The organism is Phaeobacter sp. A36a-5a, from assembly GCF_037911135.1.
GTDB lineage: Bacteria > Pseudomonadota > Alphaproteobacteria > Rhodobacterales > Rhodobacteraceae > Phaeobacter > Phaeobacter bryozoorum.
The window spans coordinates 158832-183641 of the sequence record NZ_JBBLYU010000003.1 but is presented as its reverse complement, the minus strand read 5'-3'; the positions used below and the strand labels follow the sequence as shown (position 1 = coordinate 183641).

The 24810-nt window shown below is 61.0% G+C and carries 24 protein-coding genes, 1 tRNA gene and 2 riboswitches; of the genes, 11 read left to right on the top strand and 14 right to left on the bottom strand.

Features of this window, described 5'->3' with window-relative positions:
• The first annotated feature begins 278 nt into the window (after positions 1-278).
• Positions 279-371: riboswitch (TPP riboswitch) on the top strand.
• A 43-nt stretch (positions 372-414) separates the two neighbouring features.
• From thiB to WLQ66_RS14290, 3 genes are read left to right on the top strand one after another with little or no spacing between them, the layout of a single operon-like run.
• A complete protein-coding gene (gene thiB / locus WLQ66_RS14300; RefSeq protein ID WP_340547008.1) occupies positions 415-1392 on the top strand; it encodes a thiamine ABC transporter substrate binding subunit in 978 nt (325 codons plus the stop codon).
• Positions 1368-2924, top strand: coding sequence for a thiamine/thiamine pyrophosphate ABC transporter permease ThiP (locus WLQ66_RS14295; protein ID WP_340547007.1), 1557 nt, complete (start codon positions 1368-1370; stop codon positions 2922-2924). Before thiB ends, WLQ66_RS14295 begins: the two co-directional genes overlap by 25 nt.
• Positions 2911-3603: a thiamine ABC transporter ATP-binding protein gene (locus WLQ66_RS14290; RefSeq protein ID WP_340547006.1), complete on the top strand. Its 693-nt coding sequence runs from the start codon at positions 2911-2913 to the stop codon at positions 3601-3603. Before WLQ66_RS14295 ends, WLQ66_RS14290 begins: the two co-directional genes overlap by 14 nt.
• A gap of 50 nt (positions 3604-3653) precedes the next feature.
• Here the strand turns inward: WLQ66_RS14290 and WLQ66_RS14285 are convergent, their stop codons facing one another.
• A complete protein-coding gene (locus tag WLQ66_RS14285) occupies positions 3654-4091 on the bottom strand; it encodes a 6,7-dimethyl-8-ribityllumazine synthase (RefSeq protein WP_340547005.1) in 438 nt (145 codons plus the stop codon).
• Positions 4092-4170: 79 nt separating this feature from the next.
• A riboswitch (FMN riboswitch) is annotated at positions 4171-4378 on the bottom strand.
• A 170-nt stretch (positions 4379-4548) separates the two neighbouring features.
• Here WLQ66_RS14285 and WLQ66_RS14280 point away from each other — a divergent pair.
• The 4 genes from WLQ66_RS14280 to WLQ66_RS14265 all read left to right on the top strand — a co-directional run bounded on the left by WLQ66_RS14280 (position 4549) and on the right by WLQ66_RS14265 (position 8093).
• A complete protein-coding gene (locus tag WLQ66_RS14280; protein ID WP_340547004.1) occupies positions 4549-5151 on the top strand; it encodes a glutathione S-transferase in 603 nt (200 codons plus the stop codon).
• A gap of 225 nt (positions 5152-5376) precedes the next feature.
• The gene (gene petA, locus WLQ66_RS14275; protein ID WP_340547003.1) at positions 5377-5937 is read left to right on the top strand and encodes a ubiquinol-cytochrome c reductase iron-sulfur subunit; all 561 of its coding nucleotides are present in this window, start codon (positions 5377-5379) and stop codon (positions 5935-5937) included.
• Positions 5938-5948: 11 nt separating this feature from the next.
• Complete coding sequence (gene petB, locus WLQ66_RS14270; RefSeq protein WP_340547002.1) at positions 5949-7283, top strand: cytochrome b; 1335 nt, start codon at positions 5949-5951, stop codon at positions 7281-7283.
• A gap of 18 nt (positions 7284-7301) precedes the next feature.
• Positions 7302-8093 (top strand): cytochrome c1, encoded by a 792-nt coding sequence (locus tag WLQ66_RS14265; protein ID WP_340547001.1) that lies wholly within the window; start codon positions 7302-7304, stop codon positions 8091-8093.
• Positions 8094-8241: 148 nt separating this feature from the next.
• Here WLQ66_RS14265 and WLQ66_RS14260 read toward each other — a convergent pair whose 3' ends face one another.
• The 3 genes from WLQ66_RS14260 to dapF all read right to left on the bottom strand — a co-directional run bounded on the left by WLQ66_RS14260 (position 8242) and on the right by dapF (position 10977).
• Positions 8242-8763, bottom strand: a complete 522-nt coding sequence (locus tag WLQ66_RS14260; protein ID WP_340547000.1) for a chloramphenicol phosphotransferase CPT family protein — start codon at positions 8761-8763, stop codon at positions 8242-8244.
• A 109-nt stretch (positions 8764-8872) separates the two neighbouring features.
• A complete protein-coding gene (mtaB, locus tag WLQ66_RS14255) occupies positions 8873-10135 on the bottom strand; it encodes a tRNA (N(6)-L-threonylcarbamoyladenosine(37)-C(2))-methylthiotransferase MtaB (RefSeq protein ID WP_340546999.1) in 1263 nt (420 codons plus the stop codon).
• 2 nt (positions 10136-10137) lie between these two features.
• Positions 10138-10977, bottom strand: coding sequence for a diaminopimelate epimerase (gene dapF, locus WLQ66_RS14250; protein ID WP_340546998.1), 840 nt, complete (start codon positions 10975-10977; stop codon positions 10138-10140).
• A gap of 211 nt (positions 10978-11188) precedes the next feature.
• Between dapF and WLQ66_RS14245 the strand changes: the two genes are divergently transcribed.
• Positions 11189-11264: transfer RNA gene (locus WLQ66_RS14245), tRNA-Lys, on the top strand.
• Between the two features lie 289 nt (positions 11265-11553).
• Here WLQ66_RS14245 and WLQ66_RS14240 read toward each other — a convergent pair.
• The 4 genes from WLQ66_RS14240 to gstA form a co-directional block, all read right to left on the bottom strand.
• On the bottom strand, positions 11554-13584 hold the full coding sequence (locus tag WLQ66_RS14240; RefSeq protein ID WP_340546997.1) for a M10 family metallopeptidase: 2031 nt from the start codon (positions 13582-13584) through the stop codon (positions 11554-11556).
• Positions 13585-13929: 345 nt separating this feature from the next.
• Positions 13930-14151, bottom strand: coding sequence for a tautomerase family protein (locus WLQ66_RS14235; RefSeq protein WP_141889057.1), 222 nt, complete (start codon positions 14149-14151; stop codon positions 13930-13932).
• 3 nt (positions 14152-14154) lie between these two features.
• The gene (locus tag WLQ66_RS14230; protein WP_340546996.1) at positions 14155-14535 is read right to left on the bottom strand and encodes a nuclear transport factor 2 family protein; all 381 of its coding nucleotides are present in this window, start codon (positions 14533-14535) and stop codon (positions 14155-14157) included.
• A complete protein-coding gene (gene gstA / locus WLQ66_RS14225; RefSeq protein WP_340546995.1) occupies positions 14532-15143 on the bottom strand; it encodes a glutathione transferase GstA in 612 nt (203 codons plus the stop codon). The genes WLQ66_RS14230 and gstA overlap by 4 nt, the downstream gene beginning before the upstream one ends.
• A 108-nt stretch (positions 15144-15251) precedes the next feature.
• On the opposite strand from gstA, the gene WLQ66_RS14220 reads away from it, so the two are divergent.
• Both WLQ66_RS14220 and WLQ66_RS14215 read left to right on the top strand, forming a co-directional pair.
• Positions 15252-16169 carry a LysR family transcriptional regulator gene (locus WLQ66_RS14220; protein WP_340546994.1) on the top strand — a complete coding sequence of 306 codons (918 nt, stop codon included), beginning with the start codon at positions 15252-15254 and terminating at the stop codon, positions 16167-16169.
• 36 nt (positions 16170-16205) lie between these two features.
• Entirely contained in the window at positions 16206-16844 is a 639-nt protein-coding gene (locus tag WLQ66_RS14215) for an exopolysaccharide biosynthesis protein (RefSeq protein ID WP_340546993.1), read from the top strand.
• Between the two features lie 169 nt (positions 16845-17013).
• Here the strand turns inward: WLQ66_RS14215 and WLQ66_RS14210 are convergent, their stop codons facing one another.
• From WLQ66_RS14210 to WLQ66_RS14185, 6 genes are all read right to left on the bottom strand, one after another.
• Positions 17014-17748: an ATP-binding cassette domain-containing protein gene (locus WLQ66_RS14210; protein WP_340546992.1), complete on the bottom strand. Its 735-nt coding sequence runs from the start codon at positions 17746-17748 to the stop codon at positions 17014-17016.
• Complete coding sequence (locus tag WLQ66_RS14205; RefSeq protein WP_340546991.1) at positions 17745-18962, bottom strand: alanine racemase; 1218 nt, start codon at positions 18960-18962, stop codon at positions 17745-17747. The genes WLQ66_RS14210 and WLQ66_RS14205 overlap by 4 nt, the downstream gene beginning before the upstream one ends.
• A gap of 13 nt (positions 18963-18975) precedes the next feature.
• Positions 18976-19923, bottom strand: coding sequence for an ABC transporter permease (locus tag WLQ66_RS14200; RefSeq protein WP_340546990.1), 948 nt, complete (start codon positions 19921-19923; stop codon positions 18976-18978).
• Positions 19924-19992: 69 nt separating this feature from the next.
• On the bottom strand, positions 19993-21054 hold the full coding sequence (locus tag WLQ66_RS14195) for a substrate-binding domain-containing protein (protein ID WP_340546989.1): 1062 nt from the start codon (positions 21052-21054) through the stop codon (positions 19993-19995).
• 29 nt (positions 21055-21083) lie between these two features.
• Entirely contained in the window at positions 21084-22337 is a 1254-nt protein-coding gene (locus tag WLQ66_RS14190; protein WP_340546988.1) for a M20 family metallopeptidase, read from the bottom strand.
• Complete coding sequence (locus tag WLQ66_RS14185; protein WP_340546987.1) at positions 22334-23554, bottom strand: ROK family transcriptional regulator; 1221 nt, start codon at positions 23552-23554, stop codon at positions 22334-22336. The genes WLQ66_RS14190 and WLQ66_RS14185 overlap by 4 nt, the downstream gene beginning before the upstream one ends.
• 282 nt (positions 23555-23836) lie before the next feature.
• On the opposite strand from WLQ66_RS14185, the gene WLQ66_RS14180 reads away from it, so the two are divergent.
• Positions 23837-24526, top strand: coding sequence for a fumarylacetoacetate hydrolase family protein (locus WLQ66_RS14180; protein WP_340546986.1), 690 nt, complete (start codon positions 23837-23839; stop codon positions 24524-24526).
• The last annotated feature ends 284 nt before the right edge of the window (positions 24527-24810 follow it).

Sequence of the window (24810 nt, the reverse complement as noted above, 5' to 3'; positions counted from 1 at the left end):
CGCGGTCTCCTTTGCGAAAGTGCTTAGCGGGGGTGGGCGGCACCCTCAAGGGGTTTCCTGTTTCGCAGGGGGGGGGGGGGGGCCGCCCCCCCGCCGCCCATAGGGCGGCTCCCCCGGGATATTTCCGGCCAGAAGATGGGGTGGGTTAACCTTGCAGAAAGGACAGCCAGACTCCCCCAATGTTTCGCGTGCGAAACAATTGGTCAGCCTTGCTGTCATTCTAGTGAGGGGTGCGGGCCCGCTATCGCTTGTCTTTCAGCTGTCCGGCCCCTAGGGTGCGCGCCACCTCGGGGTGCGTCATCGACGCTGAGATCACACCCGTAGAACCTGAACCGGCTAGAACCGGCGGAGGGAAGGTATGGAATGGCTCCACCCTTGCCCCACGTCGCATTGGAGGCCGCATTGGAGGATGCCATGAAACATCTTGTACTTGCAGCGGGACTGCTGGGCGCAACGGCAGCCTATGCCGAAACGCCTGAACTTATTGTCTACACCTACGACAGCTTTGTCTCTGACTGGGGTCCCGGGCCTGCGGTGGAGAAAGCCTTTGAGGCGACCTGCAGCTGTGACCTGAAACTGGTCGGCGCAGGCGACGGCGCGGCGCTGCTCGCACGGGTGAAGCTGGAAGGGGCGCGGTCCGATGCGGATGTGGTGCTGGGGCTCGACACCAATCTGACCGCAGCGGCGAAGGCGACCGGTCTTTTTGCCGAGCACAGCATCAGCGCCGATTATGCACTGCCGTTCGAGTGGGAAGACACCACCTTTGCGCCCTATGACTGGGGGTATTTTGCCTTTGTGCATAATGCGGATGCCACGGCACCGAAGAGTTTTACCGAGCTGGCTGAGAGCGATCTGAAGATCGTGATTCAGGATCCGCGTTCCTCCACCCCCGGCCTTGGCCTCTTGATGTGGGTGAAGGCTGCCTATGGCGACAAGGCCCCCGAGGTCTGGGAGGGGCTGGCCGACAATGTGCTGACCGTGACCAAGGGCTGGTCGGAGGCCTATGGGCTGTTCCTGGAGGGCGAGGCGGATATGGTGCTCTCCTATACCACCTCGCCGGCCTATCACCTGATCGCCGAGGATGACGCCAGCAAGGCGGCGGCGGTCTTCGATGAAGGTCACTACATGCAGGTTGAGGTTGCCGGCAAGCTGGCGGCCAGCGACCAGCCGGAACTGGCGGATCAGTTCCTGGCCTTCATGGTCAGCGATGCGTTCCAGTCAATCATTCCGACCACCAACTGGATGTATCCGGCGGTGACGCCGACAGCTGGCCTGCCGCAAGGGTTTGAGACCCTCGTTGCGCCGGAGAAATCGCTGTTGCTGGGTGCAGAGGAAGCGGCGGCGCTGCGTGATGCGGCGCTGGAAGAATGGCTGACCGCGCTCAGCCGCTGAGATCCCGCTGGGGTCTGGGCGTCGCGACCCTGGTCGCGACGTTCATCCTTGGGGCCTTGGCCGCTGTTATCCTGCGGGCCGAGGTCGGGCGCGGTCTTGGGGTCGCCGATTGGGCCGCGATCCGCTTTACCATCTGGCAGGCGGTTCTGTCGGCGGTTGCGAGCGTGACGCTGGCGGTGCCGGTGGCGCGCGCGCTGGCGCGGCGACGGTTTCGCGGGCGGCGGCTGCTGATCGCCCTGATGGGGGCGCCGTTCATCCTGCCGGTGATTGTTGCGATCCTTGGCATTCTGGCGGTGTTTGGCCGGTCGGGCTGGTTGAGCGATCTGCTGGGGGTTTTCGGGCTTGGACCGCTGCAGATCTATGGTTTGCACGGCGTTGTGCTGGCTCATGTGTTTTTCAATCTGCCGCTGGCGACACGGCTGATCCTGCAAGGCTGGCAGGAAATCCCGGCGGAGCGCTTTCGCCTTGCGGCGCAGCTCAATGCCGGACCATTGGCAATGTGGCGGCTGCTGGAGGCACCGATGCTGCGGCAGGTGGTGCCCGGTGCGCTGGCGGTGGTCTTTGCGATCTGCCTGTCCAGCTTTGCGGTGGCGCTGACGCTGGGGGGCGGACCACGTGCCACCACCATCGAACTGGCGATTTATCAGGCGTTCCGCTTCGATTTCGATCTTGGGCGGGCGGCGATGCTGTCGGGTGTTCAGCTGCTGCTGACCGGGGCGGCGGCGCTGGTGGCGCTGCGCGTTGCCAGCGGCGAAGGATTCGGAGCCGGGCTAGACCGGCCCGTGCGGCGCTGGGATGGCGAGGGGCGCTGGGCGCGGGGGCTGGATGCGATCTATCTGTCGGGGGCGGCGCAGTTCCTGGTGTTGCCGCTGAGCGCCATCGTCATCGCGGGGCTGCCGGGGCTTCTGTCGATGGGGGCGTCGGTCTGGATGGCGGCGGCGACGTCGGCGTTGATTGCCGGGCTGAGTACGCTGGTTCTGCTGCTGATCGCCCTGCCGATGGCAATTGCCGTGGCGCTGGGCCGGGGGGCGGTGGTGGAGGTTGCCGGGCTGCTTGGTCTGGCGGTGTCACCGCTGGTGATCGGCACCGGGCTGTTTATTCTGATCTACCCGGTTGCTGATCCCTTTGCGCTGGCGCTGCCGGTCACGGCACTGGTCAATGCGCTGATGGCGCTGCCGTTTGCGCTGCGCATTCTGATCCCCAGAGTGCGCGAGATCCTGGCGCGCTATGGCCGTTTGTCGCTCTCTTTGGACATGCGCGGCGGGGCGTTCCTGCGCCGGGTGCTGTTGCCACGGCTGCGTCCTCAGCTTGGCTTTGCCGCGGGACTGGCGGCCGCGCTGTCGATGGGCGATCTCGGAGTCATTGCGCTGTTTGCCGATTCTGAAACCGCAACGCTGCCCTTGCAGGTCTATCGCCTGATGGGAGCTTACCGGATGGAGGCAGCCTCGGGCGGGGCGCTGTTGCTGCTGTGCCTGTCGATGGGGGCGTTTTACATATGCGACCGGGGAGGTCGGCGTCATGCTGAAACTTGATCACTGCAAAATGGATAACGGCGGCTTTATCGTGCGTGCGGATCTGTCGGTTGCGGCGGGTGAGCGGGTGGCGGTGATCGGTCCCTCCGGCGCGGGCAAGACAACGCTGATCGAGGCGATTGCCGGTTTTGTGCCGATCATCTCAGGGGGGCTGTCGTGGCAGGGGCGCGCTTTGACGGATGTGAGACCGGGTGCACGGCCGATTGCGATGTTGTTTCAGGACGGCAATCTGTTTCCGCATCTGAGCGTGGCGCAGAATGTCGCGCTGGGCATTCGCCCGAACCTGCGGCTGAGCCGCGAAGAGCAGGACAAGGTGCGCGCAGCGATTGCCCGGGTCGGACTGGCCGGAATGGAAGAGCGCAAGCCCGCCGCCCTGTCCGGTGGCCAGCAAAGCCGGGTGGCGCTGGGACGGGTGCTGGTGCAGGGCCGCGATCTGCTGCTGCTGGACGAGCCGTTTGCGGCGCTGGGGCCCGCGCTGAAGGCCGAGATGCTGGATCTGGTGGCGGAGCTGGCTCAGGAGACCGGGGCAACGGTTCTGATGGTCAGCCATGACCCGGCGGATGCGCGGCGGATTGCGGATCAGGTGATACTGGTGGCGGATGGCGCGGCGCATCCGCCGATGGCGACGGCGGAGCTACTGGACAATCCGCCGCCGGCGCTGAAGGCCTATCTGGGGTGATCGCTTGGCCGGGCCTGTAGCGGCCCGACCCGCGCTGCGTCTTGCCCCGTTTAGGCGCCAAGCGCCTCCTGCCGGGTTCTGACGATCATCAGCGCAGCATTGGCGGCCTCGCGTCCCTTGTCGACAAAATGGGCGCGGTAGATGGCGTTGTGGTGATCGGTTTCCTGATAGTGGTGCGGCGTTAGCGAGACGGACAGGACGGGCACGCCAGTCTCCATGCCTGCCTGCATCAGGCCATCCACCACAGCCTGTGCCACGAAGTCATGGCGGTAGATGCCGCCATCCACCACAAAGGCGGCGCAGGCGATGGCGTCGTATTTTCCGGTCTTGGCGAGATCCTTGGCCAGCAGCGGCATTTCAAAGGCGCCGGGCACATCAAACACGTCGATCTGCTCCGCCGGGATCAGCTGCTGAAAGCCCTCCAATGCGCGATCAACGATGTCGGAATGCCAATGTGCCTTGATGAAGGCAAAGCGGGTGTGTGTCATTGTGGTATCTCCTATAGGTTTGACACGTCACCCAAGGCGATCACGAGTGATGAGGGCACACGTCCCCCGTGGCCCTGTCACACGTTCTCTTTCATCCGGACTATGACCGTCGGCTCTGGAGTTACACCAGATCTGCTGGACATCATTTCCAGTGCGTTCACAGCCCGAAAAGGGGGAACCGGTTGTCGGTTCAAGCTGTGACGGCACTCAAAATGACCGCTCGCGGGCTTACGGGGACATGCCCGCTTACCGCCGGTGGGGAATTTCGCCCCGCCCTGAGAACAGCGCGAACATGGCCGCTCGATATGGCAAAGGCAAGAGGAAGCGTGACCGAAGGTGCCGAAGGGGGTGGTCCTGCCGTGAGGCCAGGCTAGAGTGTGCGCAGCCGCGCCCCATGTAAGACATGGTATCATCGTCGTGGATCTGTCTCCAAACCCTGTTCAGAAGGATTTCCGCAATGAAACTCTATCACGCGCCCACCTCCCCCTATGTGCGTAAGGTCATGGTGGTGCTGCATGAAACGGATCAGCTGGCGGATGTCGAGCTGATCCCGGTGGCCACCACGCCGATTGCCCCGGCGAGCGACCTGAAGGCCGCCAACCCGCTGGCCAAGATCCCGGCGCTGGAACGCGCGGGGGGCGCGACGCTGTATGACAGCCGGGTGATCTGCGCCTATCTGGCAGAGCGTGCGGGTGGGGCGCTTTATGAGGGCGGCTGGGACACGCGGGTGCTGGAGGCCACGGCGGATGGCATCATGGAGGCGGCAGTGCTGCTGTCCTATGAAAAGCGCCTGCGCCCCGCGGACAAGCAATGGCCGGAGTGGATCGAAGGGCAGAGCGGCAAGGTGCTGGGCGGCTGCGCGGCGCTGAACGCGCGCTGGATGGCGCATCTGAAAGGATCGCTGCGGATCGGGCAGATCGCTGTGGCCTGTGCATTGTCCTATGTGGATTTCCGGCATCCGGACATGGGCTGGCGCAAGGGGAACGAGGCGCTGGCGGATTGGTTCGCCGAATTCGATTCGCGTCCGTCGATGCAGGCGACGCGACCACCGGAAAGCTGAGATCTGGCGCGGGCGCTCCCCTTGAAATACGGCGTGCCCGCGCAAATATGTGAGGCTGTTTGCAACAGTTGCGCATAATTACTTGCGTGTGCGTCCATCTGCGCGCCTATGACCGCTGGACGAAAGCCCTTCTCCCCGCTAGATACCCGCGATGAGTCACTGCGTTCATTGCGCGGTGTATGCGCATGTTTGCCCTAAACGGGCGCTGGAATTGGAGAAAACCTCGTGTCCCACGCAGAAGACAACGAAGGAACCCGGAGAGATTTCCTCTACTACGCCACTGCCGGCGCCGGGGCAGTGACTGCGGGCGCCGCTATTTGGCCCCTGGTCAACCAGATGAACCCCTCGGCTGACGTTCAGGCTCTGTCCTCGATTATCGTGGACGTGGCAGGTGTGGAAGTCGGGACCCAGATCTCGGTTATGTTCCTTGGCAAGCCGGTGTTCATCCGCCGCCGCACCCAGGAAGAGATCGAAGCGGCACGTGCTGTTGATCTGGCCGACCTGCCCGATCCGGTTGCCCGGAACGTCAACGCAGGCGATGTGCCGGCCACCGACGAAAACCGCACCATGGACGAAGCTGGCGAATGGCTGGTCATGATGGGTGTCTGTACCCACCTCGGCTGTGTGCCGCTGGGTGATGGCGCTGGCGAGTTCAATGGCTGGTTCTGCCCCTGCCACGGGTCGCACTACGACACTGCCGGTCGTATCCGCAAAGGTCCCGCGCCCGAGAACCTGCCGGTTCCGACGGCCGTGTTCCTTGATGAAACTACGATCCAACTGGGATAAGGGAGACATTCATGTCCGGCATTCCGCACGATCATTATGAGCCGAAAACCGGTGGCGAGAAGTGGCTGCACAGCCGCCTGCCCATCGTTGGCCTGATCTATGACACCATTATGATCCCCACGCCCAAGAACCTGAACTGGTTGTGGATCTGGGGTATCGTCCTGGCATTCTGCTTGGTCCTGCAAATCGTCACCGGTATCATCCTGGTGATGCATTACACACCGCATGTCGATCTGGCGTTTGCCTCCGTTGAGCACATCATGCGCAACGTGAACGGCGGCCATATGATCCGCTATCTGCATATGAACGGCGCATCGCTGTTCTTTGTCGCGGTCTACATCCACATTTTCCGGGGTCTCTACTACGGGTCCTACAAGGCACCGCGCGAGATCACATGGATCATCGGCATGCTGATCTACCTGATGATGATGGGCACCGCCTTCATGGGCTATGTACTGCCCTGGGGTCAGATGTCCTTCTGGGGGGCGACCGTGATCACCGGCCTGTTCGGCGCCATTCCCTTTGTTGGTGAAGCGCTGCAGACATGGCTGCTGGGCGGGCCTGCCGTGGACAACGCCACGCTGAACCGCTTCTTCTCGCTGCACTATCTGCTGCCTTTCGTGATCGCGGCGCTGGTCATCGTGCACATCTGGGCCTTCCACACCACCGGCAACAACAACCCGACCGGTGTTGAAGTGCGTCGTGGCTCCAAGGAAGAAGCCAAGAAAGACACGCTGCCGTTCTGGCCCTATTTCGTGATCAAGGATTTCGTAGGTCTGGCGGTTGTGCTGGTTGTGTTCTGGGCGATCGTCGGCTTCATGCCGAACTACCTGGGCCACCCCGATAACTACATCGAAGCCAACCCGCTGGTGACCCCTGCACACATCGTTCCCGAATGGTACTTCCTGCCGTTCTACGCGATCCTGCGGGCCTTCACCTCGGAAGTCTGGGTTGTGCAGATTGCCTCCTTTGTGACCGGTGGCATCATCGACGCCAAGTTCTTTGGCGTGCTGGCGATGTTTGGTGCGATTGCCGTCATGGCGCTGGCGCCCTGGCTGGACACCAGCCGCGTGCGCTCGGGCCGGTACCGCCCGCAGTTCAAGTGGTGGTTCCTGCTGCTGGTCATCGACTTCTTTGCCCTGATGTGGCTGGGTGCGATGCCTGCGGAAGAACCCTATGCGTCGTTCTCCCTGATCGCTTCGGCCTATTGGTTCGCCTACTTCCTGGTGATCCTGCCGCTGCTGGGCGTCATCGAGAAGCCGCTGGCGATTCCCGAGACCATCGAAGCGGATTTTGATGCCCATTACGGCAAGAAGTCTGGCGCTGACGCCACGCCGGCCGAGTAATTGAGAAGGACAGCAACCATGTTGAAAAAACTAGCCATTGGTGCCGCCTTCGCACTGTCCCTGGCGCCTGCCGCATCCTTTGCGGCGGGAGGCTCGGGCCATGTCGAGGACTATGACTTCTCGTTCGAAGGCCCGTTTGGCACCTACGACACCAACCAGCTGCAGCGCGGTCTGCAGATCTACACCGAAGTCTGCGCAGCCTGTCACGGGCTGAAGCTGGTGCCGCTGCGCACCCTGGCCGATGAAGGTGGCCCGAACCTGCCAGAAGAGCAGGTCCGCGCCTATGCGGCCGAGAACTTCTCGGTTTACGATCCGGTGGAGGATGAAGATCGTCCGGCCAAGCCGACCGATAACTTCCCGGAAAACAACAACGCAGGCGCGCCTGACCTCAGCATGATGGCCAAGGCACGTGCGGGTTTCCACGGCCCCTACGGTCTGGGTCTGAACCAGCTGTTCAAAGGCATGGGCGGTGCGGAATATATTGCGTCGCTGCTGGCGGGCTACACCGGTGAGACCAAGGAAGAAGCAGGCACCACCTTCTATGGCAACACTGCCTTCCCTGGTGGCTGGATCTCCATGGCGCCGCCGCTGTCGGATGAGCAGGTTGAGTTCGTCGATGGCCACGCCAACGATGTGGAAGCCATGTCGCAGGACGTCGCGGCCTTCCTGATGTGGACGGCGGAGCCGAAAATGATGGCGCGCAAGCAGGCCGGTTTTGTCGGCGTGCTGTTCCTGACGCTGCTGTCGGTGCTGCTGTATCTCACCAACAAGCGTCTGTGGGCGCCGCACAAAGGCAAGAAAACCAGCTAAGCCGGTTTTCCTGAGCAATTACGAACCCCCGCATGGTGTGACCCTGCGGGGGTTTTTCGTATTGGGGGCGCTGCCCCTCTGCCCTGCGGGCATTCACCACGGAGTATTTCGGGAAAGATGACAGCGGGCGGTGTGTCCTGATGTGCGGCTAGCGGAAAAATCCGGAGGCGGGCAGCGGCTGGTTGATGCGAGTGAGGATGTCGCGCGCAAGCTGTTCGGTGTCGCGGGTGCCGTCGCACTCCAGATCATACCGTATCCCGGCATGGATATGGGCGGCATCCTGCACGGCGCTGCCCCGCGGCCTGTCACCTCGGCGCTGCTCGCGCTGGTGCAGCGCGGCGAGAGAGGGGCGCAAGCCGACGAACAGCATTTGGTGGTCCGCCAGCAGGTCCTGCAACTGGCTGTGCCAGCCGGGTGTGTCGAGGATATGTTCGATGATCAGATCATTACCGGCGTCGGCAAAGCCTGCAACTGCGCGATGGAACCCGTCAAAGAAGGCGGGCCGGGCCGTTTGCCAGTCGGGATAATCGACCTGGCGCCAGGCGCCGCTGCTGCGCAGGTGATCAATGGAGAGGTGCAGGAAGGGGCGGGGTGACTGGCGGCGCAGTTCTGCTGCCAGCGTGGATTTGCCGCTGCTGGAGGGGCCGTGAAGGAAGAGAATGAGGCTCATGATCCTGCCATCCTCCGGCATCGGTGCGAGAGGGGCAAGACTGTCTTCGCAGTAGGAGTGGCACCCAGAGTGCTGCCTGTGTGCGGATCCAATGCGTCGACGCGCGGCCTCAGGCAGTGAGCTGGGTTCCCCTGATGCCGGTGGTGGTGGTGGTGACGATCTCGCCCTCCACCTGCGGGGTTGCAAAGCTGACCTCGGTGAATTGCTCGGTGCGGCCCATGTGCGGGTTTTCCATCAGGATGCGATGCCTGCGGCCGATCTGCGCGGTGAGATGGGCCTGTACCTGCACGTCACCGGCGGCGCGCAGACGGGCGGCTCGCTCCTTGATCACCGTGCCATTCACCTGATTGGGGATCTTGGCGGCCGGGGTGCCCTCGCGCTTGGAATAGGGGAAGACGTGCAGCCAGGTGAGATCGCAGTCGGTAACCAGTTTCAGCGAGTTCTCGAAATGGGCGTCCGACTCGGTCGGAAAGCCTGCAATGATATCGGCACCAAAGGTCATCTCCGGGCGCAGGCGGCGGGCGTCTTCGCAGAATTTGATCGCGTCATCGCGCAGGTGGCGGCGGGCCATCCGTTTCAGGATCAGATCATCGCCGTGTTGCAGCGACAGGTGCAGATGCGGCATCAGGCGGGATTCGGTAGCGATGGCCTGCATCAGGTTCTCGTCCACCTCGATCGAATCGATGGAGGAGATGCGCAGGCGCGGTAGGTCCGGCACCAGTTTCAGGATCCGCATCACCAGATCGCCCAGACGGGGCGTGGCGGGCAGGTCGGCGCCCCAGGAGGTGAGATCGACGCCGGTCAGGACAACCTCATTATAGCCCCTGTCCACCAGCCGCTTGATCTGATCGACCACCACGCCTGCCGGGACCGAGCGGGAATTGCCGCGACCATAGGGGATGATGCAGAAGGTGCAGCGGTGGTCGCAGCCGTTCTGGACCTGCACATAGGCGCGGGAGCGGGTGCCGAAACCGTCAATGAGATGGCCTGCGGTCTCGGTCACCGACATGATATCGTCGACCTGCACCTTTTCCGTGGTGCCGATGAAATCCGGCCCCTTGGCGATCTGCTGCCAGGTCTCGGCCTGCATCTTTTCGGTGTTGCCGATGACGCGGGTGACCTCTTCCATTGCGGCAAAGGTCTCCGGTTCGGTCTGGGCGGCACAACCGGTGACGATGATCGGCGCCTCCGGGTTTTCACGGCGCAGGCGGCGGATCTCCTGCCGTGCCTTGCGCACGGCCTCGGCGGTGACGGCACAGGTGTTGACCACCACGGCGTTGCTGAGCCCTGCCTGCTGGCTGAGCTCTTTCATCGCTTCGGTTTCATAGGCGTTCAGGCGGCAGCCGAGCGTGGTGAATTTGGGCGCGCTCATGTTTAGAGGCTTTCCAGAAAGTCGCGGGTGAAGCTGCCGTCGAACACGTGGCAGGTCGGGCCGGTCATCCAGACGCCATCGTCGCGCCAGTCAATCCAGAGCGTGCCGCCATCCAGATCTATCTGCACATGGCGACCGGTCAGCCCGCGTCGCGCTGCGGCCACTGCGGTGGCGCAGGACGAGGAGCCCGAGGCCAGGGTGATGCCGACGCCGCGTTCCCAGACGCGCATGCGGATGTGATCTGTGCCGACCAGATGGGCGACCTGCACATTGGTGCGTTCAGGGTAAAGCGGATGATGCTCGTAGCGCGCGCCAAATTCGGCGAGAGGGATCAGCTCGGCGTTTTCGACAAAAAAGGTGCAATGCGGATTGCCCATGCCGGTGGCGGTTGGCGCCCCCTCAATCGGCAGCTCCAGCGTGTCCATCTGCTCTGCCAGCGGGATATCCTGCCAGTCCAGCTGTGGCTGGCCCATGTTGACGGCGGTCAGCCCGTTTCCTGCGTCTCTTGCCTGAAGCAGGCCGCGATCGGTGGTCAGACGCAGGGCCTCGCGTCCGGTCTGCTGCATCAGGTAGCGGGCCACGCAGCGGGTGGCGTTGCCGCAGGCGGCCGAGGTGGATCCATCGGCGTTGTAGAAGGTCAGATGTGCGTCTTCCTCGCCGTGGGTGATGACGGTGAGCTGGTCGAATCCCACGCCCATCTGCCTGTGCGCGATTCCGGCGGCCATGGCCGGTGTGATGGGCCACGACATGTCACGGGCATCCACAACAACGAAGTCGTTGCCGAGGCCGTGCATCTTCATGAAGGGCAAGCGGGTGTCTGATCCTGTGGTCATTTCGCGCATATAGACCTCCGTCGAAGATGAATCCAGCCTTGTGGCAAGAAAGTTGAAAAAAGGGGTTGACCGTCTCAGCCCTTACCCCTAGATACGCCGCCTATCGGGACAGCATGACTGACACGGTCGCGCCGCTCCGAAGCAAATTAAGTGCTTGATCCTTTTGGATTATGTCCTTAAAGAGCGACCAGGGAACAACACGATGTTCCGATGAAGAAGTGGGCCGTTAGCTCAGTTGGTAGAGCAACTGACTTTTAATCAGTGGGTCGCAGGTTCGAATCCTGCACGGCTCACCACTTCCTCCAATAAGATCAATCCACTGAACATTCGTATTTGTACTATGCCGGTAGATCTCGGCCAGAGTGCCGAGTGAATATTGGATTGGAGATACGCCTCCTTTGATTGCTCGGAAGCTGCACGTTTCCCATACTGCTATAGTTACATTGCCTGTCCTCAGACGGGACGCCAGCCGCCTTAGCACAGTCGAGCCCTCCTTGGCTGTGACATCTAGTCCGAAAGCCTGGAAGCAGAGGGCGGGCTATGCGGTTGGCCGCGCAGCCCGCCTGCGGTCGATCAGTGAACCTACTAGGTGAAGACGATATTGCTATGCAGGTCCTGTAGCTGCAGATTCAACAGGGTTATGCTGTCACCATCACCGAAGTCGAAAATCACGCTCCCTGACACGTCATTTGCATAGCCGAGCGCATCCTGCTCAGTAGAGAAACCGAACCCGCTCAGCAAAAGCGTGTCATTGCCAAGGCCAAAATCGGTGATCCGGTCGGCGTCTTCTCCCTTCGTGAATACAAATGTGTCGGCACCGTTGCCGCCGGTCAGAGTATCGTCGCCGGAACCGCCGTAAAGCGTGTCCCGGCCGCTCTTGCCATTCAGCACGTCGTCGTCCTGATTTCCCAGCAACTTGTCGTTGCCAGTGCCACCAAAGACTGTGTCGTTGCCCTTGCCACCCAGCACCCAGTCATCACCATCTTGACCGCTGATATGGTCATTTCCGGTATTGCCATAGACAGTGTCATTTCCGTCACCACCTGTCATGACGTCATTGCCGCCCTCACCACGCAGAATATTGGCGCCAGTGTTGCCGGAAATCGAGTTGTCCGCCTCATTGCCAGTGCCATTGATGTTGGCACTTCCGGTGAGGGTCAGGTCTTCGATATGTGCGCTGTGAGCAGTCAGATCGAAAGTTACTGAGCTATTGACCCGGTCCTGACCTGCGCCCGCATTTTCGGCCACCTGGTCTGCGGCATCGTCCACCCAGTAGGTATCGTTGCCTGTGCCTCCTGACATACTGTCGGCGCCGGTACCTCCATTCAGAGTGTCGCTGCCGGAACCGCCGTAAAGCGTGTCCGCACCTTCTTTGCCATTCAGCACGTCGTCGTCCTGATTTCCCAGCAACTCGTCGTTGCCAGTGCCGCCAAAGACTGTGTCGTTGCCCTTGCCACCCAGCATCCGGTCATCACCGTCTTGACCGCTGATATGGTCATTTCCGGTATTGCCAAAGACGGTATCATTACCTGCACCGCCTGTGATGGTGTCGTTGCCACCCTCACCACGCAGTAAATTGGAGCCGATGTTGCCCGCGATTACGTCGTTGCCAGTGCCACCTATGGCATTTTCGATCAGCGAACGCCTGTCACCATTATGGAGAAGTGCATTGTAGATATTGCCGCTAGCGTTATATCCATATCCCAGATGGGCTGTCTGTGCAGCGCTGAAGCGTGAGGATTCGCCGGGGTTCAGATCAATGTTTAGATTCTCGGCGTAGGCTGAAAGATCATAGGTGTCGACGCCGCCCCCATCCCAGATGGTGGCGAAAATCCGGTTGCCGACCGCATCGATTGCAATTTCACCATTGACCAAAGTGTCGCCTGAATTGGGGGACCAATTGTAGACTGTATCGTTGCTGTTGGTGGTGTAATCGGCACCATACATATGCTGCAGGGCCGCGATATCCAGCATCATGTAGGTTTGTGCAAAGCTCGAGGGTTCATTTCTATATCCACCTAGCGGGCTATTTTCGTAGCTCAGATAGCTCATGATCGTGTATTCCATGTGGTCGTACTCAGATGGAACAACACCGAATCCGTTAATGTTTTCATGTGAATGCGTCAGTCCCAGAGCATGTCCGGTTTCATGCAGCACAGTATGCCAGGCGTAGTTGCCCGCTGCCGGGGATCGGTAAACCGTGTTTCCAAACCAGACGTCCCCTGCGGCTGGACTGTTTTGCGGGTAATATCCATGAGCACCGAGAACATCGGGTGAGGACGTGTTGCCGTACCGAATAGCCTCCGGGCTGGTCGTATCCGGTGTTGCGTCATGCTCAATATTCAGCTTTGTAATACCTTCAACAGAAAAGCCCCTTGCTGCGGCGGGGCCGAGATCAGAGTCCAAAGCGAATTTGATCGCAGATTTCTGCAGATCGGAAACCTCTGAAAACGCAGCTGCCTCATTAGAAGAAGTTGAATAATTATAGACACCGGGCTCAGACGGGTAGGCATAGTGAATAGTATCATCGCTCCATTTTTGCCCAAAAAACAAGCCGTCGACTCTTTGATCTCCGATCTGGAGAAATGATGAGATAGAGTTCAAACCTTTAGCCATGAAATTTTCCTTCAAGGGGAATTGCGTCAGTAAATGAGTTGTCGCGTCGGAAAACGGGTCAGCCTTCCCGTGACTTTGTCGATGAATGCATAAATATAGATAGACATGTCGTGACATTAAAATTCACAGATACAAGCAACCAGAAGGAGACAACGTGCTCGGCGGCTCAGCTCTACTATCGTCAGGCGTCAGGGCGCGCAATACAAACAACGCCCGGCCATGAGCCCGGTTCTGCAACGCCTGGCGGCAATTGAGACAGCGCTGGCCGGTACGCCCTCCACCGCAAAATTCATCGGCGCCCGGGGCAGCGGACAGGTCGCCCTCAGGCCTCTGTCCGCTGCGTCTCTATTGCGCCTGCTTCCGGTACTCCTGCACCGGCAGGCCGCCAACGCCCCAATCTTCCAGCGGGACCTCATCGATCACCACAAATGTGGTCGCCGGGTTCTTACCCAGAACGTCCTGCAACAGATCAGTAACCCCGGTGATCAGCTGGGCCTTTTGCTCTGCGCTGGGGCCGGTGCCATCGGGGCCGCCCTCGCGGGTCACTTTGATATTCACATAGGGCATCGTTCAGTCCTTTCGCGGAACATAGGAAAACACTTTTGCCACGATACGCCACTCCGAGCCGTGGCGGACAAGGGTCAGCAGGTCGTGGAAATCCCGCCCCATCATGGTCATCCGGGCGCTGACACGGGCCAGCCGGCCGCTGGCAAAAGCGATTTCCAGGATCTCCTCCTTGCGCGCCTCGCCGCGTTCGGCCGGAGGCTCGCGGCTATCGACGCGGGCCATGTAGGTTTCAAGATCCAGATACAGTTCGTCGCCTTCGGTGGCGCAGACATAAGCCAGCCGCGGGTGGAAAACCTTGCGCAGCAGGGCGCTGTCGGCCTGGTGGAGGCCCTCGAAATAGGCCTCCATCAGTGCGCCGACCTCATTGTGGGCGGCAGGCGTCATTGGATCAGCCCCTCTGCGCGCATTGCGGCCTGGGCCGACGGGCGGGCAGCACTGCGGCTGACAAAGGCGGCCAGATTGGGCCAGCGGGCCAGATCGATGCCGGTGAAGTTCGCCCAGTTCGAGACCACGAACAGATAGGCATCCGCGACCGAGAACTGGTCGTCTACCAGCCACTCGCGGCCATCTTCCAGCTGCGTCTCGATGAAATCGAACTTGCCCGCAACAGCGGTGCCCGCGTCGTCCTTGCCGGCTTCGGACGTGCCCTCGCGGAACAGCGGGCCAAAGGCCTTGTGCAGCTCGGTCCCGATCCAGTTGAGCTGTTCCTGCATCCGCGCCCGGGCCAAGGTGCCCGCCGCCGGCGCCAGACCAGCCGCCGGGTGGCTGTCCGCGATGTACTGGAGAACAGCCGCCCCTTCGGTCAGGATGCTGCCGTCGTCCAGGCCCAGGGCCGGAACATAGCCTTTGGGATTGATCGCACGGTAATCCGCGCCGCTTTCGGTCCGCCCCGCCGCGGTATCGACCGCTTCGATGTCAAACGGGCGGCCGGTTTCATACAGGGCAATATGGCTGGCCAGCGGGCAGGCACCGGGTTTGTAGTAGAGTTTCATGACAGTCTCCTGTGGTGGTGATGCCCTCTGACTACCTCCTGATATGATTTATTGATAATATTGTGTTTTCAGCATAACGATTAGGTAATCTGATCATGTTGGAAGCCGATGAAACACGACCAGCTCCTGGCCCTGGAGGCGATCGTCTCCACCGGAACCTTCCGCGGCGCGGCGGAGCGCCTGAACAAGTCGCAGTCCGCTATCAGCCACACAATCCGCCAGCTGGAGGAGGAGCTGGAGCTGGAGCTGTTCAGCCGCGAGGCCTACCGCCCCGCGCTCACCCCGGCAGGCGAGATATTTTACCGCGAGGCGTCGCGGGTGCTGCGGCAGATGCAGGGGCTTCGATCCACCGCCGCCCGGCTGCGCGCCCGCGAAGAGCCGGAGCTGACACTTGCCGTCAGTGCCACCATGGACCTGGACCCTTTGCTGCCGGCGCTTGCGGACACCGGACGGCGCCACCCGGCGACCCACCTCCGGCTGCGGATGGAAATGATGGGCGGCCCGATTGCCCGGCTGATGGAGGGCAAAGCGGATATCGCGGTCGCCTCCCTCGACGGGGTGCCGCTGGACGACGTGGAGGCAGAGCCGGTTGCAGAAGTCACGATCCGGCCGGTGGCCAGTCCCGCCTTGAACCTGCCCGCCGGGTCCCGCGCCTTGTCGGCATCCGAAATGCAAAGCCATGTGCAGGTGGTCGCCGCCGGCACCGGCGGCGCGGCGCATGACCAAAGCCGCGATCTCTTGTCCGGGAGCCTGAAATGGACGGTGTCCGATCTCGCGGCCAAGAAAAAGGTGATCCTCGCCGGGCTTGGCTGGGGCGGTCTGCCAGATCACATGACAGAGGAGGAGCGGCGTTCCGGGGCTTTGCTGTCCCTGAACCTGGACGGGTTCCCGCTGCGACGGACAGTGATATTCAAGATGCGGCGCAGGGACCAGCCCATTGGGGTTGTTGCCGAGGAACTCTGGAACAGGGTCGGTGCGACTGTCTCAGCTGCGAAGCCGGTTGCCGCAGACACAGCAAGGCGCTAAGCAGGAGACAGGCACGGTCCGAGTTGCGAGGCGAATGTGAAAGCTGTTTCTGGATGTCCCGGTGCTATAGGCTTGATCAGGAAGCGCTCTCTCTCCTTCACTCTGCTGCGCGTGATCCGCTACCATCAAAACTCCGATCATATCGCGCTTGGCACCTTTCTGGAGCAGCTTGGCGACAGGTCCTTCGGATGGGCAATCTTGCTGTCGTGCCTGATTAATCTTCTTCCTTTGCCTCCAGGGTCAACCCTTGTCACCGCTTTGCCGCTCTTGTTTTTCTGCGCGCAGATGGGACTGGGATTTTCCAGCGTCCGGCTGCCGCGACGTATCGCGCGGATCCGTTTTTCCGGCACAGGCATGCGCCGTATCGTGCTGCGCTTGCGCCCCGTGTCGCGGCGGCTGGAGCGGATTGCCCGACCGCGCTTGCGGGCGGTGTTTCAGCCACGAAGAGAACAGCTGACCGGAGGCCTGCTGTTTCTGGTTTCCCTGGCGCTGTTCGTGCCGCTGCCGCTCAGCGGTTGGTTTCCAGCAATTGCCCTGTTTGTTGCCAGCATCGGGCTGCTGGAACGGGATGGGATCATCGTGCTGGCGGGTGTCTGCGCCGGGATGTTGTCGATTGCCTTGACGGTGTTTGTGGGCGCTTCGATCCTGATCGGGGCGAACAGTCTGATACACTAACGTTTTTCTGATGAGCAATCGAATGCTGTTGCGCTGATAGGTGCGATCGCAGCGGTAGCGCAACGCCTTCCGTGTTCACGACATTTGCAAGACTTGCCTCAAGGGAATGATATTTGGTCGCCCGATCCTTAGGCGCGCTGTCTTTGGCGAGTGCGACCGCCAGCCTGTTTCATTTTGAGACGCCGGTGATCATCGAGACGATTTCATTCTTGTCGGTCTTGTCTGTCTCGCGGATCCCGATCTGCTCGCCGCGGCGCAGGACACAGATACGGTCCGACAGGCGGAAGACCTGATCGAGACTATGGGAGACGATGAAGATTGCGAGGTTGCGTGCTTTCAGTGATTCAACTGTTGCTTCGACCCGGGCGGTTTCAGCGACGCCAAGCGCGGCAGTGGGTTCGTCGAGCAGGATTAGTTTCCTTGCCCAATGCGTTGCGCGTGCGATTGCGACACCTTGGCGTTGTCCCCCTGAAAGGTCGCGAATCGTAGCGGATGCGGACGGGATGCGCACATCCAGTTCACGAACAAGCGCGTCCGTTTCGGCGATCATTCTCTTGCGATCAAGCAGCCGCAGCGGCCCCTTCACGGGTTCACGACCAAGAAAGAGGTTCATGTAGACAGTCTGTTGATCGGCCAGTGCCAGATCCTGATAGACAACCTCTACCCCCCGTTCCCGAGCAACTGAAGCGTCAGGAAAGTTTGCTGGCTTTCCATCCAGAAGCATCTCGCCTGAACTGGGTGTGTAGACACCTGAGATCATCTTGATGAGAGTTGATTTGCCGGCGCCGTTGTCGCCGACAAGTGCCACGACTTCACCTGCGAGCATGTCGAGCGAGAAATCCTGGATCGCCGTGACTCCGCCAAAGGATTTGCGGATATTTCTGAGTTGAAGAACCGGGGTCATCTTGTCGCATTCCGGATTCTTAGCCAGGGTTCTGCCTGCCCGTAGCTGTTTTCGATCGACACCACGCGCGGCTTGCCCTTCGATACGCCCTCGATGCCGACCGAGTGGGCGCGGGTGACGAAGGCCTGGCCGCGGAAGCCGAAAACGACCGTGTCACCGGGTGCGGGAGCGTTGGCGCCTGTGGCGTCGATCATCCCGTAATAGTCAATCGCAGATGGCGGCGGGATCTCGACGCATCTCAAATCAGTAGTGTCTACGCTGGGGGATGTGGTGACCAATGCCTTGATGCCATATTCGGGAAAGACCGGATCGACATATAGACCTCCGCCGAAGCAATAGGCGCGGCCGCCATGAAGGTGGCTGACCTCGCTGAGGTAGAGAACAGCTGGCATCTCGGGCAGATCCTCGACGGCATGGAGAGGTGTCGTGCCGTGCAGCCCGTTGCCGGGTTCGACCTGGGTTGCTCCGGCTTCAGCAAGCGCCTCAAGTGTGACAAGAGATGTCGTGCCGGGTGCGTTGATTTCGATCTTGTCAAAGCCCGCGCGTTGCAGAGCATCAGCGGTCCGCTTCAGGGTGCCAAGGTTTGGTGTATGTCTAATCTTGCCTGTGGTGTGGTCATAGAGCTGCGCAGGAAACGTGGTGATGCCAGCGAAACGCGCGCCGCTCAGCTGGGACATCCAGCCTGCGGCTGCGACCGCATCCTCTGCGGGAAACCCACCTTCATGACCGCGATAGAATGTATCTCCGGCGGTCTGCACACGGGCAAGCAGTGGTTGTTCGCGTCCGGCTGCCAGTGCGGCCTCTGCCGCCTCTGCCGCCTTGGCCTGCGAAAACACGGTCCAGTAATCGGGCGTAAGTTGTCGCGCTGCCATCGCGGCTTCTGCGCGCGGTACCTGCACGAGATGGCCGAGGTGCCCGATTTTCAACCCGGCGTTATGGCAAGCGATGGCGCAAGCCATATCGACAGCAACCGCGCGATCAATGCCGCCAGCCATCACGGCGCGGCAAAACCCCGAGTTGCGGCTCACCTGCTTGGTCATCGCGAAGACCTTGAGGTCAAACTTATCGGCTTCCGCACGGATCAGGCGTGCGTTTTCTGCAACCGCGTCCAGATCAAGAACGTAAGAGTTCGCGGGGATTTCGCCCGTCCTGTGCAGCATCTGCGCGGCGAGGACGAAATCGGGATTTCGACGGCGAAGGACATCGAGGAACATGTCTGTTTTCCTTTCAGCGGTTCGGTTCGCGTAGTGAAACGGCGACGGCGGCCAGAACGATCAGGCCCTTGATGATCATCTGCCAAGAAACAGATAGCCCCATCAGGATCAGCCCGTTGGACAGCATGCCCATCATCAGGCTTCCAACGAGCGCGCCAGGAACGCTGCCTCGTCCGCCGTTCAGGGCGGTGCCGCCCACGATGACGGCGGCGATGACAGTCATCAGATCGCTTTCGCCCAAGGTGTAGCGGGCTGACTGGAGACGTCCGGCATAAAGCAGACCAGCCAAGCCGGCGCAGGCCCCGGATACCATAAGCACCGACAACCGCAGGCGAGCGACGCGGATGCCCGAGACCAGGGCCGCGCGTGGATTGTCGCCGGTTGCCAATACATGGGCCCCATAGCGCGTTTCACGAAAAACTAGATGTCCGATCAACAGCGCTAGAATGGTCCAGATCACAAGCGAGGGGATGCCGAACAGTTTTCCGCCGCCAAAAATGCCGATGAAAGCATCGGCGGTGACCGGGATGGATTGCAAATTGGACAATTCACGCGCGATGCCCGCTACGACACCCATCGTGGCCAATGTAACAAGGAAGGAGGGAAGCCGGGCATAGGCGACGATGGCCCCGTTGACAAAGCCCACCGCCATGCCTGTTGCCAGCCCTGCGGCGACGCCAATAGGCCAGGGCGCGACCCGCATGACCATCGCGGCGACGATCGCCGAAAGTGCGACCGCGGCACCGAACGAAAGGTCGATCTCGCCCGCTGCCAAGACAAAGACCAGTCCAATCGCGAGCACCGTTGCCGGAGCTGTCTGTAAGACGATGTTCGTCAGGTTCTGGGGGGAAAGGAAGCCACGGTCCCAAAGCATCGCGGCAAAGAAGAGGAAAATGAGCACGAAACCCGCATAGACGATCAGCCCTTGCAGAACGGCCCGGTTAGGAAATTTTGGCGACATGGTCTCCGTCCAATTGCGGGAATTCATCTGGGCCTGCGCCCGGATCGCTCCGGGCGCAGCGGGGGTAGATTATTGCTGCGCGTCGAGAACCGATTGCGGCGCATCCAGATTCAGCGATTGGTTCCAACCTTCGTTGACATTTTTGGCGGTAACCGAGACGGCCGGTGCAACGACAAAGGGCGGGTTGTCGAGGTCGAGAACCCCGCGCGCCCCGGCAGCGGCCATGGCGCGCCCGAGCTCATAGGCCTCATCGGCAACGATGCCGACGACATTGCCGCCCTTGACCATATCGAGAGCAATCGGCTCAGACAGGTCGAGCGTCACGATACGGGTTGAGCTGTTGCCGTTTGCGCGCAGCGCGGCGAGCACACCTTCGGCCGGACCTGCCCATGTCACGTAGATCCCACCGATGTTGGGGTTCTGCAACAGCATGGCATTCGCGATTTCCTCTGCCCTTGCGGGATCGCTGATACCGGCCTCGGCGACAATCTCCATCCCGGGATAGTGGGTTTCGATCGTCGTCTTGAAGGCATTGTCGCGCTGGTTCGTCACGTAGTAAGCGGCGTCGTGAAAGATCCAGCCCACGTCGCCTGTGCCGCCCATCGCGCCCGCCAGAATGTCGGCTGCCTGCTTGCCCATCTGGAACAGATCGTCGGTCACGATGGCGGCATAGTCGGCAGGATGCTCGTAGCCGGACGGGAGGTTGGAAAGGAAAACCAACTCGACACCGGCGTCGCGTGCTTTCTTGAAGGCCGACGCAGATGCCACGGGGTCGAGCGGCAGGGACAAGATGATATCGGGGTTGAGCGCGAGCGCGGTTTCGATGTCAGCAAGTTGACGCGCACTGTCAAAGCCGGCTGATGTCGTGGCAACCACCTCGATACCAAGCCGGGTGAATTCATCGGTTGCGCCTGCGGTAACCGCGTTCACAAAGTCGGATTGATCGTGCCAGAGCAGCGCCGCCCTAAGGCCCCGGGATTGCAGCTGGCTCGCCTGCGCATCATCAACGATCACAGCCGAGGAGGGGGTTGCCGCCTCGCCCGAGGGTCCGACGGTCTGGGCCGATGCAGGCATTGCCATGAAGGCAAGTACCGACAACGATGCAAGAAGATTTCTGGAAGTGCAATTCATAGTCTCTCTCCCTGTTGTGGCCCCTGTATTCAGTCGGACCGAATTCCACATGTGAGTGCGATGAAGGCTGCGAAGGCGACAATCCCGTCGTGGTAATCCTGCAGGGGAACGCGTTCGTGGTTCGTATGGCAGATGCTGATATCGCCAGGTGCGCAATAGACAGTCGGCACGCCGAGCTTTGCTGTCAGAAAGGGCATTTCCGACCAGAAGGGCGCACCTTCAACTGCACCGCGATCGGGCCGTACGGCCGCGATGGAAGCAGAGAGCTGCCGGACCATCTCATGATCGGCTTCGATCCCGGCCGGGGAGCCGCCTAGCGGATGGTCGCGACCGGCGGTGAAATCTATTTTGACGCGGATGTCCTCAGCAATTGCGGCGCGGATCACGGCTTCCAGTTCCGAGGTGGCTGCATCAAGGTCGTCACCGGGCAGAAGCTTGCCAATCAGCGAAAAGCGGCATTCTCCGGGAACAGCAATCAGCCCCCCGGCTTCAAGCCCCGTTACAAGGATGTTGCTGCGCCCCAGAATCGGATGGCTGCCAGCGGCCGAAATTCGTTCCGAGTGATCCCAAATCGCCTGAAGGACCTTGTGCGCGGCCTTCAGGGCGTCGCGGCCGAGCTCCGGTCGGCCAAAATAGGCGGATTGGCCCGTCAGCACGATCTCCGCGATATAAAATCCGATCTGCACCGGCAGGATCTGCAGGCGGGTAGGTTCGACATAGACCGCCAGATCCGGACGCGGCAGTCCGCCCGCCAGCACGCTTTCTGTCCAATGGCGAACGCCTGCGCTTTTTCCGCTGCCGGGTTCGCCGCTTTCCTCATCTCCGACAAATGCGAAAGACACCGTTCCCAGAAGGCGGATACCCGCCCGGTCCAGAAGATCGAGAGCGGCGAGCGATGTGCAAATGCCAGCCTTGAGATCGGCAGCGCCGCGCCCCCACAGTTCGCCGTCGATGATTGTCGCGCCAAAGGGGTCCTGTTGTGGTTTGCCAGCCCAATGATCGCTCCAGTTGCCCGGATGAACAACGTCCGTATGTCCGATGAAAAGAAGGTCAGGACCATCGCCACCCTCGCGCCGTCCTGTGATGTTCGGCCTCCCTGGACTGAAGTCTTCGACCGAGGGCGACAGCGATAGACGCTCCATTTCGGGACGCAGCATGTCAACCATCGCGACCTCGTCCCCAGTCACGGAAGCGGCGCGAACAGCCCGGGCCAGCAGATTGTTGACCACCGCCCGGTCAAGATGTTGGCTCAGGAGCGTGATCAGGGGGCCATGCGCCGTCATTCTGCGGAACCCGCAAGTTTGCCCTGTTTCGGGGTCGGCAGGGTAATGACCGCGCCGGGCGCAGATTTGGCGAACAACTCGGTATGCAATTCGGTCAGTCCAACAGCGACGGCTCCGCTCAGCGCGGCGTGATGGCCGAGTTGGGCAGGTTCGATCCTGATCGGGAAGGGAAAGCAGCGCTTCAGCTCATCGCTGGTCGCGGTCAGGATTTCGGGACGGGACCCAATTGCTCCGCCGAGGATGACCACCTCGGGCGCCACCACGGCGCCAATTGCCGCAACTGCCCGCGCCATTTGAGTTGCGACTTTATCGAGGACTTCCCGAGCCGCGACCTCGCCAGACGCGGCGGCATCAAATATCGCCGGTACGTCGACATCTTTACCAGTCGTGGCGAGATATGCCGCGCGAATGCCATGCGTGGCCGACACTCGTTCGAACGCCCCGACCCGCAGGGATTCTTCCTCGAAAGGATCAGCGCCGAACGGTAGATAGCCAAGTTCCCCGGCGGCTCCTGATGCGCCTCTTACAAGCGCTCCGTTTACGATCAGCCCTGCGCCAACCCCGGTCCCGAACGCGATCAGGGCAACGTTGTCGATGCCATGGCCTGCGCCAAGCCAGTGTTCGCCGAGTACTGCGAGGTTAACGTCGTTCTCAAGCAGCGTCTTTGTGCCCGTTGCCTCTGATACCGCGGTCCGAAAATCGATCTGATCGATTCCGGCAATATTGGGGGCGAAGTTCACCTTTCCGGATAGGACGTCCGGCACACCGGGGCAGCCGACCACTGTCTGTCTGACAGTGTTGGCGGCCACATTTCCCTCGCCGATGGCGCGGCTGACCAGGTCTCCTATTTGATCGGCCACATGACGCCCGCCATCTGGATGAGTGGGGGCTACGACCTCGGCGACAATAGTACCAGCGAGATCGACGATCGCGACGCGCACCTTGGTGCCGCCAAGATCGACCGCCGCCATAAAGGCGCTTTCCGGTATCAGTTCATAGGTGGTCGCCGTGCGGCCGACATGACCAGAGGTCCGGCCCGTCTCGCGAATCCAGCCTTCGCCTTCAAGGATACGAACTAACTCGGAAACTGTCTGCTTCGACAATCCGGTCTGCTTGGAGATTGAGGCGCGAGAGATCGGACCGCAATGGATGATGTCCTGCATGACCGAGTACAGCGCCACCTGCCTGGAAAATGAGGTTTGCTGGGTCGATTCCATACATCACCTATTAGTTCGTTCTGCATATGAACTAATAGGTGGCTGGTTTGAGTGTCAAGCGACAATTGCCGTTGTGCTGGTGCTCACGAGGTGGTCCGGGCGATGACTCGATTGCCGGTAAGCTGCGTCCCGCGATCGGGCGGGTGGATCATCCGGTTGGGGGTCGCGCTGTTATGGTGAGGTTGCTAGGGTGCGGCATCTGAGTTTGGTGGCCGGTGGTGACCTGCGGGAATCGCGAGGGTCTGGCCGGTTCGATTTCCCCCAATCCGAAGGGTCTCTACCATGTCTAAGCCGTTGTTCGATCTGCCGCCGGTGCCTGCCATTCCGCTGGAGGGGCGCGAGGAGGTCTGGCCGGTTGGCCGCATTTTCTGTGTCGGGCGAAATTACGCGGCCCATGCTGCGGAGATGGGGGTGGAGGTCGACCGGGAGCAGCCGTTCTATTTCACCAAGTCGGCCTGCCACGCGGTATTGAGTGGCGCGGAGCTGCCCTATCCGCAGGGGACGGAGAATTTTCACCACGAAATGGAACTGGTCGTCGCGATTGCAGCGCCGCTCAGGGATGCGACGGCCGCAGAGGCGCGGGCGGCGATCTGGGGATATGGCTGCGCGCTGGACATGACGCGCCGGGATCTGCAATTGCGCGAACGCCAGAAGCAGCGCCCCTGGAGCCTGGGCAAGGATCTGGAGGGCGGCAGTGTCTTTGCGCCGCTGCGTGCGGCATCGGAATGGGGGGAGCCTCAGACGCAGCGAATCTGGTTGCGGGTGAACGGAGAGATCCGTCAGGACGCCTCTCTCGCGGAGCTGATCTGGTCGGTCGAGGAGATTCTATGCCATCTTTCTGGGTATTATCATATGCGGCCGGGGGATCTGGTGATGACGGGCACGCCGGCGGGGGTTGGTCCTGTTGTCGCAGGGGATCATATCGAAGGCGGTATTGATGGGCTGACATCTGTGCGGCTGTCGCTGCGATAGGCGAATATAGCGCGTCATGTGATCAGCGCGGCGAATTTAGCGATCAGATGCAACCATGCCGTGATTTGTGTAACTTGAATACTTCTTGTTTGAAGATTTCTGTAACGTATTTTTGTTTCATCGATCCGGCAGGCTGAAGCATTTTCGCGAAATCATGCAGTGCAGATACATAATCATCTGTTGATGGTTACAAATGCACCTAATAGCTGAGGGTGTCAGGGGGCGTTTACGGCTGGATGGCTGGATAGGCTGTGCGTTGGGTTTGTTGCATCAGGGGCATCTGA